The sequence below is a fragment of the Streptomyces yamdrokensis genome, from assembly GCF_053890455.1.
The window spans coordinates 2,311,894-2,326,144 of the sequence record NZ_CM132679.1 but is presented as its reverse complement, the minus strand read 5'-3'; the positions used below and the strand labels follow the sequence as shown (position 1 = coordinate 2,326,144).

Annotated in this window: 14 protein-coding genes; 7 read left to right on the top strand and 7 right to left on the bottom strand. The window is 72.8% G+C overall.

The window, feature by feature from the left end:
* Positions 1-38 precede the first annotated feature (38 nt).
* A complete protein-coding gene (locus tag ACWZEH_RS09850) occupies positions 39-1,190 on the bottom strand; it encodes a glycosyltransferase family 4 protein (RefSeq protein ID WP_456197525.1) in 1,152 nt (383 codons plus the stop codon).
* A gap of 358 nt (positions 1,191-1,548) precedes the next feature.
* Positions 1,549-2,520 (bottom strand): cell envelope lipid trafficking protein PgfA, encoded by a 972-nt coding sequence (gene pgfA, locus ACWZEH_RS09845; protein WP_456197523.1) that lies wholly within the window; start codon positions 2,518-2,520, stop codon positions 1,549-1,551.
* A gap of 251 nt (positions 2,521-2,771) precedes the next feature.
* Between pgfA and ACWZEH_RS09840 the strand changes: the two genes are divergently transcribed.
* The 4 genes from ACWZEH_RS09840 (at position 2,772) to ACWZEH_RS09825 (ending at position 6,099) form a co-directional block, all read left to right on the top strand.
* A complete protein-coding gene (locus tag ACWZEH_RS09840) occupies positions 2,772-2,924 on the top strand; it encodes a hypothetical protein (protein ID WP_383810522.1) in 153 nt (50 codons plus the stop codon).
* Between the two features lie 3 nt (positions 2,925-2,927).
* The gene (locus tag ACWZEH_RS09835) at positions 2,928-4,175 is read left to right on the top strand and encodes a PucR family transcriptional regulator (RefSeq protein WP_456197521.1); all 1,248 of its coding nucleotides are present in this window, start codon (positions 2,928-2,930) and stop codon (positions 4,173-4,175) included.
* A 284-nt stretch (positions 4,176-4,459) separates the two neighbouring features.
* A complete protein-coding gene (locus ACWZEH_RS09830; protein ID WP_456197519.1) occupies positions 4,460-5,233 on the top strand; it encodes an IclR family transcriptional regulator in 774 nt (257 codons plus the stop codon).
* A complete protein-coding gene (locus tag ACWZEH_RS09825; RefSeq protein WP_456197517.1) occupies positions 5,230-6,099 on the top strand; it encodes an SMP-30/gluconolactonase/LRE family protein in 870 nt (289 codons plus the stop codon). Before ACWZEH_RS09830 ends, ACWZEH_RS09825 begins: the two co-directional genes overlap by 4 nt.
* A gap of 37 nt (positions 6,100-6,136) precedes the next feature.
* On the opposite strand, the gene ACWZEH_RS09820 is transcribed toward ACWZEH_RS09825, so the two are convergent.
* Genes ACWZEH_RS09820 through ACWZEH_RS09800 form a run of 5 tightly spaced genes read right to left on the bottom strand, consistent with a single transcriptional unit; the run spans position 6,137 to position 10,802 of the window.
* Positions 6,137-7,555: an FAD-binding protein gene (locus ACWZEH_RS09820; protein ID WP_456197515.1), complete on the bottom strand. Its 1,419-nt coding sequence runs from the start codon at positions 7,553-7,555 to the stop codon at positions 6,137-6,139.
* On the bottom strand, positions 7,545-8,798 hold the full coding sequence (locus ACWZEH_RS09815; RefSeq protein WP_456197513.1) for an MAB_1171c family putative transporter: 1,254 nt from the start codon (positions 8,796-8,798) through the stop codon (positions 7,545-7,547). The genes ACWZEH_RS09820 and ACWZEH_RS09815 overlap by 11 nt, the downstream gene beginning before the upstream one ends.
* A complete protein-coding gene (locus tag ACWZEH_RS09810; RefSeq protein ID WP_456197511.1) occupies positions 8,795-9,034 on the bottom strand; it encodes a hypothetical protein in 240 nt (79 codons plus the stop codon). Before ACWZEH_RS09810 ends, ACWZEH_RS09815 begins: the two co-directional genes overlap by 4 nt.
* Positions 9,031-10,242 carry an MAB_1171c family putative transporter gene (locus ACWZEH_RS09805; RefSeq protein WP_456197509.1) on the bottom strand — a complete coding sequence of 404 codons (1,212 nt, stop codon included), beginning with the start codon at positions 10,240-10,242 and terminating at the stop codon, positions 9,031-9,033. The genes ACWZEH_RS09810 and ACWZEH_RS09805 overlap by 4 nt, the downstream gene beginning before the upstream one ends.
* The gene (locus ACWZEH_RS09800; protein ID WP_456197507.1) at positions 10,239-10,802 is read right to left on the bottom strand and encodes a toxin; all 564 of its coding nucleotides are present in this window, start codon (positions 10,800-10,802) and stop codon (positions 10,239-10,241) included. Before ACWZEH_RS09800 ends, ACWZEH_RS09805 begins: the two co-directional genes overlap by 4 nt.
* Before the next feature lie 293 nt (positions 10,803-11,095).
* Between ACWZEH_RS09800 and ACWZEH_RS09795 the strand changes: the two genes are divergently transcribed.
* Genes ACWZEH_RS09795 through ACWZEH_RS09785 form a run of 3 tightly spaced genes read left to right on the top strand, consistent with a single transcriptional unit; the run spans position 11,096 to position 14,249 of the window.
* Positions 11,096-12,454 (top strand): extracellular solute-binding protein, encoded by a 1,359-nt coding sequence (locus ACWZEH_RS09795; RefSeq protein ID WP_456197505.1) that lies wholly within the window; start codon positions 11,096-11,098, stop codon positions 12,452-12,454.
* Complete coding sequence (locus ACWZEH_RS09790) at positions 12,451-13,392, top strand: carbohydrate ABC transporter permease (RefSeq protein WP_456197503.1); 942 nt, start codon at positions 12,451-12,453, stop codon at positions 13,390-13,392. Before ACWZEH_RS09795 ends, ACWZEH_RS09790 begins: the two co-directional genes overlap by 4 nt.
* Positions 13,389-14,249 (top strand): carbohydrate ABC transporter permease, encoded by an 861-nt coding sequence (locus tag ACWZEH_RS09785; protein ID WP_456197501.1) that lies wholly within the window; start codon positions 13,389-13,391, stop codon positions 14,247-14,249. The genes ACWZEH_RS09790 and ACWZEH_RS09785 overlap by 4 nt, the downstream gene beginning before the upstream one ends.
* Positions 14,250-14,251 lie beyond the last annotated feature (2 nt).

The window sequence follows — 14,251 nt, the reverse complement described above, 5'->3', positions numbered from 1 at the left end:
GCTGTGGGTCATGTCCCTGTCACCCATGGTTCCGTCGCTCATGGCCGATGGCCCCGCACCGCCTCCGCCGCCACCGCGCGGAACTGCCGCACGGTACGGTCCCAGCGGTAACGGGCCGCGTGCTCCCTGGCCGCCTCGCCCATCAGCTCCCGCCGGGGCCCGGACAGGGCGAGGGTGCACCAGGCCGCCGCGAACGAGGACTCGCCGCGCGCCAGCACACCGGTCTCGCCGTCCACCACGGAGTCCCTGAGGCCGGGCACGTCGAAGGCGACGGTCGGGGTCCGGCGCGTGGCCGCCTCGGTGACGACCAGGCCCCAGCCCTCCACCGCGGAGGGATGCAGCAGCAGCCAGGCCGCGCACAGCAGACGGTGCTTCTCCGCCTCACAGACGTGGCCGGTGAACTCGACACCGGGACCGGCGAGGCGTTCGAGACGTTCCCGCTCCGGGCCGTCGCCGACGATCACCAGCCGGCCGCCGGTGACCGGCCGCACCCGTTCCCACAGCCTGAGCAGCAGATCGATCCGCTTGTACTCGACGAGCCGGCCCACCGCCACGAACAGTGGCTGAGGGGAACGTCCGGTGCCCGGACCGGGCTCCTCCACACCGTTGTGCACGACCCTGATCCGCTCGCGCGGCACGCCGATGCCGTGCAGCGCGTTCGCGGTCGACGGGGAGACGGCGACCAGCAGCCCGTGCTGCCGGGCGCCGGTCAGCGCCCAGTGCTCGAGCCTGCGCCCGATCCGCGCGGCCGGAGCCAGCGGACCGTTGAAGCGCATCCCCCACAGGTCGGTGTGCACATGGTTGACCAGGCACAGCGTCGGCCCGCGATGCCACAGCGGCGCCAGGTACGGCATGCCGTTGCACACCTCGACCAGCAGATCGCAGTCGCCGACCTGACGGGTGAAGGCGGAACGGGCACGCAGGTAGTGACCGTAGGTGCCGCCCGCCGACACCACGCGGTAGTCGCGGAACGCCGTGGGCCCCCCGCACAACAGGGTGACCTGGTGGCCCATGCGGGTCAGGCCGTCGGCCAGCCGGTCGACCAGCAGCTCGGAGCCGCCGGCGGAGGGGTTGTCCAGATCGCGGTGGGCGAGGAAGACGATCCGGCGGGGATGCGCGGGGAGTGCCGGAGGGTGCTGCGGCACGCCGGGGAGCGGCGTGCGCAGCCGGGAGGGCACGTGCTGGGGCATCGGTGCTCCAACTCGTCTCGGGGTGCGGAACCATGCGTGGGGTACGCGGGGCATGTGCGGGTGGGGCCGGGGCGTTCGAAGGCCGGGAAGCGGTGCGGTGGTGCAGGGGGTGTGCGAGGTGGTGCAGGGGGTGCGGAACGGGGTGGGCGGGCGGGTACGGATTTCGGACGGGCGGGGTGACGTCGATCGGAACCCACGTGCTTCGGAGGAGCGTTCGGGCCCTTCCTGGGCGTGGGCTGTGCACGGCTTGTGCTGGGGTGGGGTTGGACAGTTTTCGCCCAGACGTTTCCCAGTGCTACTCACCGGGGTGACAATTTCCGGCCCCGTTGGCCCCGGAGTCACGTAGTTCCGTGAGCATCTACTGAGCAGTACGGGGCAAATCGGGGCGCTCTTCTTCCTTCCTGCCACGTGCCACCAGAACCCCACCGGTCACCGCGAGTACGAATCCCGCCACGGCCGCGCCGACCGGAGCGGTCACGCCCACCAGACGCAGCTGCCCGCTGTCGCGCTCGGCCTGCCGCACGGCCTCCTTCTGCGTGCCGGTCGTGAACGAGAGCTTCTCCGCGTCCAGCAGCACCGCCGCGTCCTCGTCCCCGCCCGGCGCCCGCAGCGTGCGCCGCGGACCGGTCTGCGCGTAGATCACCCGGCCGGTGGCCTGGTCCACGACCAGCTCGAGGCCGTGGTTGGAGTACCACTCCTCGGCCAGTACCTGCGGCCGGTCCGGCTCGTCCACGAGGACGCCCGGCACCAGCCGGGTGCCGGTCTTCGTCGCCGGCACCGAGGCGGTGAACCGGTAGCCCGTGTGCCCCTGCACCTTCTCGGTGCCCCGGTAGCGCATCACGACCGTGTCGCCGAGGGTGTTGTCCCACCACTGGTAGGAGCGTTTCTGCACGTCGAAGGGGAACTTGAGGTACGCCTCGCCCTCGATGTACGGCGTCTCCTCGCAGCAGTGCACCGGCTCGGTGGTCCTGCGGTCCAGCACCCAGCGGTGCGGGGTGAAGTCCAGCGCGTCGTGCGGATCGGCGGCCGGCAGCGACTTGTCGGTGTCGACCGTGGTCGTCACGTCCCACACGGCGTTCCCGCTGCGTTCGCTGTCCTCGACGTTCCCGCGCACCTTCTGGGTGACGGTGATCGTCTGACCCGGCACGGTCTCGACCTTCTCGAGGTCGATCACGCTGCCCCGGCCCTTGTAGACGGCGGTGGTGTCGATGTCGATCGGGTTCACCGCGGCACGCGGCTGCACGTACCAGGCCAGCAGGGGTGCCAGCACCAGCAGAAACGTGCCGAGGCCCAGCAGGACCAGGGAGAAAGGGGAGGCTGTACGGCGCATCCGGGCACTCCAGAGGCTCGGGACGGATCGGCTCGGACAGGCCGACTCCGTGGAGGAAAACGCGCGTGCGGGAGGGGCGGAGCCATCCGGCACCCCCTGCGGGCCGGGACCGTACTCCCTCTGGGCCGGGAACCGTAGGCGCCCCTTGACTCAGTGTCAATGTGCACTCGACACTGGGGGGCGACGGGCAGGGGTGGCCGGACGAGTGTGCGGGGGTGGGGAAACCTCCGACAGAGAGGCTGTCCCTGAAGATGTCCAGACTGCTTGCCGCCGCCCTGACGGTCGCGCTCGCCGCGGTCCTCGCCGTGGGCGCCGCGCTCGGCGTGGTCGCGCTGCTCGATGCCCGGCCCGACCAGCCGAACACGCCGTTGATCACCTACGAACAAGCGGGCCAGGGGAGCTGACCGGTGACGGCGTCCAGAACCGTCACGGCCCGCTCCGCCTGGCACGACGTACCGCGCACCCAGGTGCACCGGTTCGCCGAGACCGCCATGGCCGAGATCCCCGGACTCGCCGAAGAGATCATGAGCGAGATCCAGCGCGAGTACCCGGAACTCCCCGTCGTCCTCGACGACTCGGGCGAACCGATGGCACTCGTCGGCATCCGCCGTGCCATCGAGGTGTTCGTGCAGCACCTCGAGCATGCCGACTACTCGGCCGGCCGCCCCACCGTTCCGCCCGGCATGTTCCACGACTTCGGGCGCGGTGAGGGCCTGCACGGACGGTCGCTCGACTCGCTCCAGGCGATCTACCGGCTCGGTGTCCGGCTGGCCTGGCGCCGGCTCGCCGAGATCGGCCAGCGCATCGACATCCCGCCGCCCGCGATGTACGAACTCGTCGACGCGGGCTACGAATACCTGGACGGACTGGTCGACCAGTCCGTCCGCGGCTACGCCGAGGCGGCCGCCCGCCAGGCCGGGGAGCGGCTGCGGCTGCAGCGCCGGCTGATGGAACTCCTGCTCACCGAACACCACCGGGGCGATCCCGCCGACGCGCTCGCCGAGCGGGCCGCCCGCATCGGCTGGCCGCTGCCCGGGAAGGTCGCGGTGGGCGTGCTGCGGCGCCCCGCGCGCGAGGCGGTCGCGCCCGCCGTGGGCCAGGAGGTGCTGCTCGACATGGAGTCCGAGCAGCCCCGCATGATCGTCCCGGAGCCGGACGCCGCCGGCCGCCCCGAACTGCTGCACCGCGCGCTCACCGGCTGGTCCGGCGCGATCGGCCCGCCGGTGCCGCCGGCCGACGCGGCGAAGTCGCTGCGCTGGGCCGAGGCGGCCCTGCGCCTGATGGAACGCGGACTGCTGCCCGACGGCGAGATGCTGCACTGCACCCAGCACACCGAGGCGCTGGTGCTGCTCCAGCCCGAGGAACTCATCGACGACCTCGCGCTCAAGTGCCTCGCCCCGCTGGCCCACTGCGCCCCCACGAACGCGCGGCGGCTCGCGGAAACGCTGCTGGCGTGGCTGGAGACCCGGGGCGGCGCGCCCGAGGTGGCGGCACGGCTCGGCGTGCACCCGCAGACCGTCCGCTACCGGCTGCGGCAGATCCGCGAACTGTGGGGCGACGAGATCGACGACCCGGACCGCCGCTTCGAACTCGAACTGGTCCTCCGCTCCCAACGCCTCCGCGGCGAACTGGGAGCCCCCGGCCCCCACCGCTGAACGGAGGTACCCGCCCCGGTACAACTCCCCGGCCCGGCGGGGCCGGCAGAGGCCGCGGGAGCTGCGGGACGTGAGGGTCGCGACGGGGTTCGGCGTCGAGTGGAGCGGCGGTCGGTCCGGCGGGTGCGACGGGGCCGGCGGGACTCGCGGGTGTGGCGGGAGCCGTATCGGCTCTCCGGCAGGCCATTGCCCGGGTGGGGCCGGATGGTTAGCCTGTGTGTTCGTCATTCCGATCGCCTGTTGGTATCTCGAACGGGCTCAGACATACAGGGAGGGGGCCGGTCGTGGGACGCCTAGTACCAGCCGTGACCCGGGCTCTCGACATTCTCGAGCTCTTCCTCGACGGGGACGGGACACTCTCCGCCCCCGACATCGTGCGCAGGCTCCAGCTGCCGCGCACCACCGTGCACGAACTGGTGACCACGCTCGCCGCCCGGAAGTACATCGTCCCGGTGACCGGCCAGCCCGGCCGCTACCGGCTCGGTGTCCGCCCGTACCAGCTCGGCGCCCGCTACGCCGAGTATCTCGACCTCGCCGCCGAGGGCCAGCAGGTCGCCCGGTCCGTCGCCGAGACCTGCGACGAGACGGTGCACGTGGCGATCCTGGAGGACACCGACGTCATCTACATCGCCAAGGTGGACTCCACCCACGCGGTACGGATGGTGTCCGCGGCCGGCCGCCGGCTGCCCGCGCACTGCACCTCCGTGGGCAAGATGCTGCTGGCCTCCCTGCCCGAGAGGGAACTCGCCGCGCGCCTGCCCGACGACGCCGGGCTGGCCGCGATGACCCCCAACAGCATCACCGACCCGGCCGCCCTGCGCGAGGCCCTCGCGGAGATCCGCGCCCGGGGCGTCGCCGTGGAGAGCCGCGAGTCCAACCCGGACGTCAGCTGCGTGGCCGCCCCGGTCCGCGACCGCACCGGCCAGGTGGTCGCCGCGCTGTCCATCTCCGTGCCGATGATCCGCTGGAGCGACGACCGTCTCGCCGAGCTGGAACAGCTCGCCGCCAAGGGCGCCGACGACCTGTCCGAGCGCCTCGGCCACCGGAGGGTGTCATGACGACGAAGAGCGATGCCGCCCCGTACGAGGTCGCGGTCCGGGCGGAGTCCGCCCTGGGCGAGGGCCCCACCTGGGACGCGGCGGCCGGCCGCCTCCTGTGGATCGACATCCTGGGCTCCCGGATCCACACCTACGACCCGGCCACCGGCCGGCGCACCCTGCGCCGCAGCGAACAGCACGTGGGCGCGGTCAAGCCGCGTGCGGGCGGCGGCCTGGTCCTCAACCTGCGGGACGGCGTCGGCCTGCTCGACCCCGACGACACCTTCCGCTGGCTGCGCCACGAGCCCGTACCCGGCCGCCGCGGCAACGACGCCGCCGTAGCCCCCGACGGCGCCCTGTGGACCGGCACCATGCGCTACGACGAGGCCACCGGCGGCGGCACGCTCGCGCGCGTCACCGGCGACGGCACCGCCGAACCCGTCCTCGACGACGTGACGGTGAGCAACGGCACCGGCTGGAGTCCCGACGGGCGCCTGATGTACTACATCGACACCCCCACCCGCCGCATCGACGTGTTCGACCACGACCCGGACACCGGCACGGTCACCGGCCGGCGCCCGCTGGCCGAGGTCGAGGACGGCGCGGGCTTCCCCGACGGCCTCACCGTCGACGCCGAGGGCTGTGTGTGGGTGGCGCTGTGGGACGGCGCGGCGGTACGCCGCTACACCCCGGCCGGCGCCCTGGACCGGGTGATCGGCCTCCCGGTCCCGCGCGTCACGGCCTGCGCCTTCGGCGGCCGGGACCTGACCGACCTGTACATCACCACGGCCCGGGTGGGCCTGGACCCCGCGCCCCCGCTGGCCGGCTCGCTCCTGGTCGTCCCGGGCGCGGGCGAGGGAGTGGCCCAGCCCGCCTTCGCGGGCTGAAGCAGGGCCCGGCTCCCCGCCGCGGCAACCCTCCTGCTCAGACCCCCGTGCGATCCAGCCGCTCGAGGACCTTCCGCTCGCCCGGAGTCATCGGCGGCAGGGTCGACGGGGGCAGCGGGGAGCCCGCGAGGGCGGCGAGCACCGTGGCCGGGTGGAACATCCGGGCCGGGGGCGTACGCAGACCGGTGACGCCCCAGAGCGCGGAGGCGGCAGGGTAGGAACCGGTGGCCGCCCGCGTGACGCGCCGGGTGTACGCGGAGACGGCGCGGTCGGCGGCGGTCGGCGTACCACCGCGTACCCCCGGGTACAGCACGTCCTGGCTGACCGCCATGGACCAGGCCCCCTCCGCCACCCGTGCCGCACCCCGCTGCACCCGCCGGGCGAGACCGGGCGCGCCGAGGTCGCCCGCCACCCCGTTCAGCTCCCGGCGAAGGACCTGCGCGCCGAACGCGGCCACCGACATGCCGTGCCCGTACGCCGGGTTGAAGGTGGCCAGCGCGTCCCCGAGCACCACGAAGCCGTCCGGCCACCGGGGTGCCTTCTCCAGATACCGCCGCACGTTGCTCGTCGACCGGCTCAGATGGACGTCGGTGAGCGGCTGCGCGCCGGAGACCAGCCGGCCCACGATCGGGTCCGGCAGGTCGAGCATGTACCGCAGGAAACCCTCCGGTTCCGCGGGCGGCTCACCGCCGCGCGAGCCGCCGCAGCTCACCAGCCACCGGCCGCCCTCGACGGGCATCACCATCGCGCTCCGCGCCGGCCGGGAGACGAACGGGTTCGCCTGCACGATCGTCAGCGGGAACCTTTCCGCACCCTCCGGAACCCGGTACAGGCGCGACGCGTTGACCAGCCCGGAGTCCACGGTCCGCTCCCGGACGCCGGACAGGCCGAGCTCGTCCAGCCAGGTCACGACCCGCGTACCGCGCCCGCTCGCGTCGACGACGACGTCCGCGTCGAGTTCCTCGTCACGGTGCCCGCCGTCGTCGGCCACCGCCACCCGCACCCCGTTCACCCGCCCGGCGGAGCCGGTCAGCCCGGTCACCGCCGCCTTGCGGATCTCGACCGGCGCGTGTTCCAGCACCGCGGTCCGTATCACCCAGTCCAGCAGCGGCCGGGTGCAGGTCAGCATCACCGGTCCCGCGCGCCGCCACCGCCGCAGCCAGCCCTCGGAGGTGAGGGCCAGCATGCCCGAGCTGAGGGAGACCTCGTGCGCACCGGCGGCGAGCAGCCGCCCGCGCGGATCCACGCCCGGCAGCAGCTCCTCCATCGCGTCCAGCCCGCCCGGCATCAGCAGATGCGCGTGGTGCCCCTGCGGCAGGCCCCGGCGGTGCCCGGGGTCCTCGGGCAGATCGTCGCGCTCCAGCACGGTCACCTCGTCCGCTCCGGCGTCGGACAGGGCGGCCGCGGCCAGCATGCCGGCCAGCCCGGCACCGATGACGACAGCTCTACGCGACATGGGGCTCCTCGGGTTCTGCCATGGGTCCGGCCATGGAGTTCGGCCCCGCGCCGTCGGGTGCGGGGGGCGTGGGGGGCACGGGGGGTGAGGCGACGGCGCCGGCGGGAGGGCGGTTCCGCACGCGTTCCAGCGCCTGGGCGAGTTCCACCAGACCGCTCGTGCCGGAGACCTCGGTGGCGTGCAACCGGTAGCTGCCGTCGGTCTCGGGCGGTTCCTCGCGGGCGGCGGCCCGGCGCGCGGCATCGTCGAGCATGGCGGCCTCCGCCGCCAGCCGGGCCTCGTGGGGGGAGCACCCGGCGGCCAGGGCGTCCTCCCGTGCCCGCTCCCGGACGCGGTGGTCGAAGTACGGCGCCAGGGCGAGCAGGGCGTCGTGGATGGACACCTCGCGCCACTGCAGCCGGACCTGGGGGAGCTGCCACCAGGCGGTGGGCGGCCTGGGAGCGGTGGACGCCGACCGCACGAGGCACCACAGGGATGCCAGCCGCCGGTGGTCGAGCAGTCCCCGCCACTGGGCGAGCGCCGACGGCAGCAGCCTCGGCAGCACGAACCCCGCCGAGCACAGCACCGCGCCCAGCGAGGCCATCGGCGGGGCGACGTCGGTGGACAGGAAGTCGAGGTCGTGCCCGTGCCAACGGGCCACGATCGCCGTGTACTTGGTCAGCTGGAAGCCCACCACGTCCAGCAGGGTGCCCAGCAGGATCAGCCGCAGCCCGGTGCGCAGCAGCCCGGTGACCTCGCGGGCCCACTTCAGGCACATGGCGCACATGACCAGCATGGCCGCGCTGTGCCCGAGCAGATACAGCAGGATCATCTCCCGCATGAACGGGGTGTTGGCGTAGTACGTGTCGAGGTCGGTCAGCCGCTCGGTGTCCGCGTCGGCGAGCGCGAACAGGACGACGATGGCGAGCACCAGCAGCCCGTACGCGGCGACGCCGCGCAGCACCAGGCGCCGCACCAGCTCACGGGGCCCGCCCCGCCAGTTGATCAGCAGGACGAGTGCGGCGCAGCTGTACGCGGAGAGCATCCCGTAGGTCAGCGGGGCACCGAAGTTGGGGATGCCGGTGAGTTCGTTGACGGCGGCCAGGGTCGCCGGGGCGGCACAGACGAAGACCAGGGCGGCGAGCGCGATCGCCACGCAGGTGGACAGCGTCAGCGGGTCGCGCAGGGCGGTGCGCGGGCGGCGCCGTACCAGGACGGAGGAGATCCCCAGCATGACGGCCGCCACGTACACGACGAGACTCATCCCGTACGCCCCCCTCGCGACGCGGCGCGCCCGCCACGGCCGATGCGTCCGCCGCGGTTCGTGCGGCCCCCGTCGGTGCGGGGGCTGTCGGTGCCGCCGGTGTCACGGGCGCGGTCGGCGTCATGGGCGTGGTCCGTGTCGCCGGTGCGGCCGGTGCCGTGCGGGGCGGGGTGCCGGTGGTCCGGGCCGGTCCGGCGGGTCCGCCGGCCGCGGGCGGTTCGTCCGTCGCGGTTCATGCGGCCCCCGTCGGTGCGGTGGACGCCGGTGCCGGGGCTGCCTGCGGCACCGCCCCGGCCCGCGTCGCCGGGGCGGCCGGTGCCGTGCCGGTCAGGGCGTCGGCGACGCGGGCCAGTCCGGCCGGTCCCGGTATCCGGTCGAGGCGCCGCCCGGCGCCGCGGGCCGGCGGCAGGCGGTGTCCGGGAACGGCCTCGTCCCGTACCGCGGTGACGATCACGGCGGCCCAGGCGGCGGCCTCGGCCCACTCGGGATCGGCCGTCGTCCCGAGCGCGGACGCGCGGGTCCGGTCGAACAGGTCCCGGTCGAAGTAGGCGTCCAGGTGGCTCAGCGCGTTGTGGATGCTGGTCTGGCGCCACACGAGGAGGGCGGCGGGGGAGGCGGGGCGGGGCCGGGGCAGCCGCAGCGTGCGGCGGACGAGCAGGTCGTCGAGTGCCCGCTCCAGCGGTTCGAGCCGGGCGTACGTCCGCCGGGCCCGCATCCACCGGGCCACCCGGGGCGTCACCAGCGGCACCAGCACCCCGACGACCGTCAGCAGCGCGCCCAGCCCCGCGGCGGCCGGCGAGACGGCGGTGCCGAGCGCCGACCAGTCGCGGCCGGACCAGCGGGCGGCCACCGCGACGAGCTTGGCCACGCTGTAGCCGGCGCCGCACAGCGCGCCCGCCCCCATCAGCGTCAGGCCCGCCCGCAGCCCGCCCCGCACCCGGCGCGCCCAGCGAAGCGACGTCACCGCGGTCACGGTGACCGCGGTGAGGTGCGTGACCAGGTACAGCACGATCATCTGGGCGAGGAACGGGGTCGTCGCGTAGTAGGTGTCCAGGTCGGTGCGGCGCTCCACCGGGGCGTCCCCGAGGGCGAAGGCCACCGTGACGACGACGATGACGCCGGTGCAGGCGAGGATCCAGCGGCGGGCGGTACGGCGCACCCCGGGCCCGCCGCGCCAGTGGACGACGAGGACCTGGGAGGCGGCGCAGTAGGCGATGATCGCCGCGTACGTCAGCGGCGCCGCCAGGTTCGGCACCCCGCCGAGCCGGTTGACCGCGCCGACCGTCGGTGGTGCCCCGAGGAAGAAACAGAGCCCGGCCAGCCCCAGCACGGCGCAGATGGCCCGCAGATACGGATCGTGCCGGTGCCGCAGCAGATCCGGGGCCCGCACCAGCAGACCGAGCCACAGCGCCCCGCAACTCACGTAGTTGATCAGGCCGTTCATCGTCTCGTCCCGCGGTGGTTGAGCGCGGCCCCGATGCGTCCGGCGAGGTCCTGCGGTTCGCCGGAGCCGCCGCCCTCCGCGGCGAACACGGAGTCGGTGGAGGCGTCCAGCCAGGCCCTCAGCCGACGGCCCATCAGCATGCCGAAAAGGTCGGCCTCCTGCTCCTCGGCGAGGCTGAAGTCGGTCCGGGCGGCGACGGGCCGACGTCCCGTGGGATCGCCCGGGCGCCCGCCGGATCCCGCTCCCGCCACCGCTCCGGCCCCCGCCTCCGTCCGCCGCCGGTTCATGTGCCACACCTCGTGACAGAAGATCACGATCTGGTGCCACACGGCGGCCCGTTCGTCCACCACCACGTCGTCGTGGCTCTCCCGCTCCAGCCACAGCCCGCTCGCGGTGTGCGGCGGGAACGCCGCCCGGTGGACGAGGACTTCACGTCCCCGCCAGGCAGCGACGGAGTCGACGAGCGCGTTGAACAGGACCTCGGGCTCGGCGGGCACCGGCACCCGGATGGGCTCGATGAGCGCGTCGGCGAGACGACGCATCTCCTTCCTGGTACGCACCGCTTACTCCCTTGTTCCCTGTTCCCCCGGGGTGATCTCAAGGCCGTTCGAGACTACGCGCCGTGAGGGGCCACGTCATGCGAACAGGTCTCCCTTCGGACAGGCCCCGAGATCCTGTCCGAAGCATTGACGCGCCCGCGCCCGCCCCTTACGGTCCGTTCGAAGTTACGGGCACCATTCGAAATCACGAACAACCGATCCCGGTGTCCCGGCCGCACCTTTTCCGGACGCCGTGCACACACCTCCTCCGAGCGCATCTCCTCGACACGACACCTCGACAGATGGGGCAGGGAATGGGACGACCTGGCCTGAATCGCAGGCACTTCCTGGCCGCGGCGGGCGGCCTGACGGTCGCGGGCGGCTTCGGCTTCGCGGCCCTCGGCACCGGCGCGGACGCCCTGGCCTCCGACGCCGGGACGCGGGTGCGGTACTGGAACCTCTTCAGCGGCGGCGACGGCTACAACATGATCGCGATGCTGGACTCCTTCCGTAAGGACAACCCCGGCATCGACGTGAAGGACTCCACCCTCCAGTGGGGCAGCCCTTTCTACACCAAGCTCGCCATGGCCGCGGCGGGCGACAGGGCGCCGGACCTCGGCGTCATGCACCTGGGCCGCGTCACCGGCTTCTCGCCGGGCCGTCTCCTGGACCCCTGGGACACCGGCCTGCTCGCCGAGTACGGCGTGAGGGAAGCGGACTTCGACCCCGAGCTGTGGAAGCGCGCCGTCATCGACGGCAGGCTCTACGCCCTCCCGCTCGACATCCACGTCCAGCTCTGCTTCTACCGCAGGGACGTGCTGAGGAAGGCGGGCCTGCTCGACGCCGACGGGCGGATGGTGTCGCCGACGTCGACCGACGAGTGGTTCGCCATGCTGAAGGAGGCCAAGCAGGCCACCGGGAAAGGGCTGCAGACCATCGGCCTGTGGCACAACGACCAGAACTTCCAGTGGTGGTTCTTCGTCGCCTTCTACACCCAGCTCGGCGGCACCTGGTTCGACGACGCCAACACCGGGGTCACCTTCGACACCGACAGGGCCACCCGGGTCCTGGAGTTCCTGCGCCGGCACATCACCGACGGGTACGCCGACCCGGGCTTCGGGGGCGGCGCGGGCGCCGAACAGTTCGTCAACGGCTCCCCGTTCGTCTGGGAGGGCAACTGGTCGGTGCCGGTCTTCGACACCGCGGAAGTCGACTACGGCGCGACCCCGCTGCCGCCCGTCTTCGGCAGGCGGGCCACCCACGCCGAGTCGCACGCCTTCGTCCTGCCGCACCAGTCCGGCCGCGGCGGAGCCACCAACGAGGGCGCACACCGGCTCGCCGCCCACATCGTCCGGCACGCCCGGCAGTGGGCGGGCGGCGGACACATCCCCGCCCACACGCCGACCCTGTCCTCGGCCGCGTACCGGAAGCTGAACCCGCAGAGCGAGTACGCCTCGGCCATGGACCACCAGGCCACCGAACCGAAGGTGTGGTTCGCCGGCTCCACCGGCATCCTCGCCCAGCGCGTCGGCCCGATCGTCGTCTCCTCGACGACGGGCTCCGCCAAGCCCGACGCGGCCGCCCGCCGGATGAAGGGCATGCTCACCGAACTGCTCGCCGCGAAGAACCCGATGGACGGCAGGACCGCCGCCGAGGGAGGTGCGGCCGCATGACGGCGACCAGTGCGGAGACCGTCATCACCGCGGCGCGCGCGAGGACCGCCGCGGACGGCGCCACCGTCCGCCGCAAGCAGGGCTTCCAGCACGGCGCCTGGTTCGTCGCCCCGTTCCTCGTGCTGTTCGCGCTGTTCGTGGTCTGGCCACTGCTGCGCGGCCTGTGGCTCAGTCTCACGGACGCCAACATCTCCGGCGACAACGCGGACTTCGTCGGCCTCGACAACTACCGCGAGGCCCTGGACGACCCGCTGGTGTGGGAATCGCTCGGCCACAGCGCGTACTTCACGCTGCTGGTCGTACCGTGCATCACGGTCCTCGCCTTTTTCCTCGCGATGCTCGCCCACCACATAGAGCGCGGCACCTGGCTGTGGCGGCTGTGCTTCTTCGCCCCGTTCCTGCTGCCGTCCACCGTCGCCGCCAACCTGTGGCAGTGGCTGTTCAACCCCGGCACCGGAATGATCAACCACGTCTTCGGCATCGAGACGGCGTGGCTGACCGACAAGTCCTACGCCATGCTCGCCGTCGTCATCTGCACGCTGTGGTGGACGGTCGGCTTCAGCTTCCTGCTCTACCTCGCCGCCCTCCAGGGCGTCCCCGCGCACCTCTACGAGGCCGCCAGGCTGGACGGCGCGAACGCGTGGCACCGCACGGTCCACATCACCCTGCCGATGATGCGGCACATCACCGGCCTCGTCATCGCCCTCCAGATCCTCGCCTCGCTCCAGGTCTTCGACCAGGCCGTGGTGATGATGGACTTCCTGCCCGGCCCCGAGGGCTCCACCAGGACGTTCGTGCAGTACACCCTCGAAGAGGGCTTCACCGGCTACCGCGTCGGCTACGCCTCCGCCATCTCCATCGTCTTCTTCGTGATCATCGCGGCCGTCGCCCTTACGCGGATGTGGCTGCTGCGCAACCGTGAGGAGGGCGGCCGATGAGCACCGCCGCACAGGTACGCGCCAGGCCCCGTAAACCCTGGACGCCCAGCCAGATCGTGCTCACCCTCCTCGGCGCGGCCGTCTCGGCGGTGTTCCTGGCACCGCTCGCCTGGGCGCTGTTCACCTCGCTCAAGCCGGAGGCCGAGGCCGTCGAGGTGCCGCCGCACTGGCTGCCCGAGGAGTGGACCGGCCAGGCCTGGTCGGCCGTCCTGAAGTCCGGCGACATCACCAACTGGCTCGTGAACTCGCTGGTGGTCTCGGTGTGCGTGACGGCCGTGGTGCTGAGCGTGAGCGCGCTCGCCGGATACGGCTTCGCCCGCACGGAGTTCCGCGGCAGGAACGCCCTGCTGGGCCTGGTCATGACCGGCCTGATGGTCTCGCCCGCCGTCCTCGGCGTACCGCTGTTCACCACCGTTCAGCAGATGGGGATGGTCGACACGTACTGGGGCATGATCCTGCCGCAGTGCGCACCCGCCGCGATGGTCTACATCCTCTACAAGTTCTTCCAGGGCGTCCCGCGCGAACTGGAGGAGGCCGCCTTCATCGACGGCGCGGGCCGCTGGCGCGTCTTCTTCACGATCATCCTGCCGCTGTCGCGCCCCTCGCTCGCGGCGGTCGGCATCTTCACCTTCATCAGTTCGTGGAACAACTTCCTGTGGCCGTACATGGTGACCAACAACCCCGACCTGATGACCATGCCGAACGGCATCGCGACCGTCATGAACTCCTACGGCATCCAGTGGGCCCAGCTGATGGCCGGCGGTCTCCTGGCCGGCCTGCCGCTGATCGTCGTCTTCGTCTTCTTCCAGCGCCAGATCGTGGCGGGCGTCGCCCACACGGGCCTGGCCGGCCAGTGACG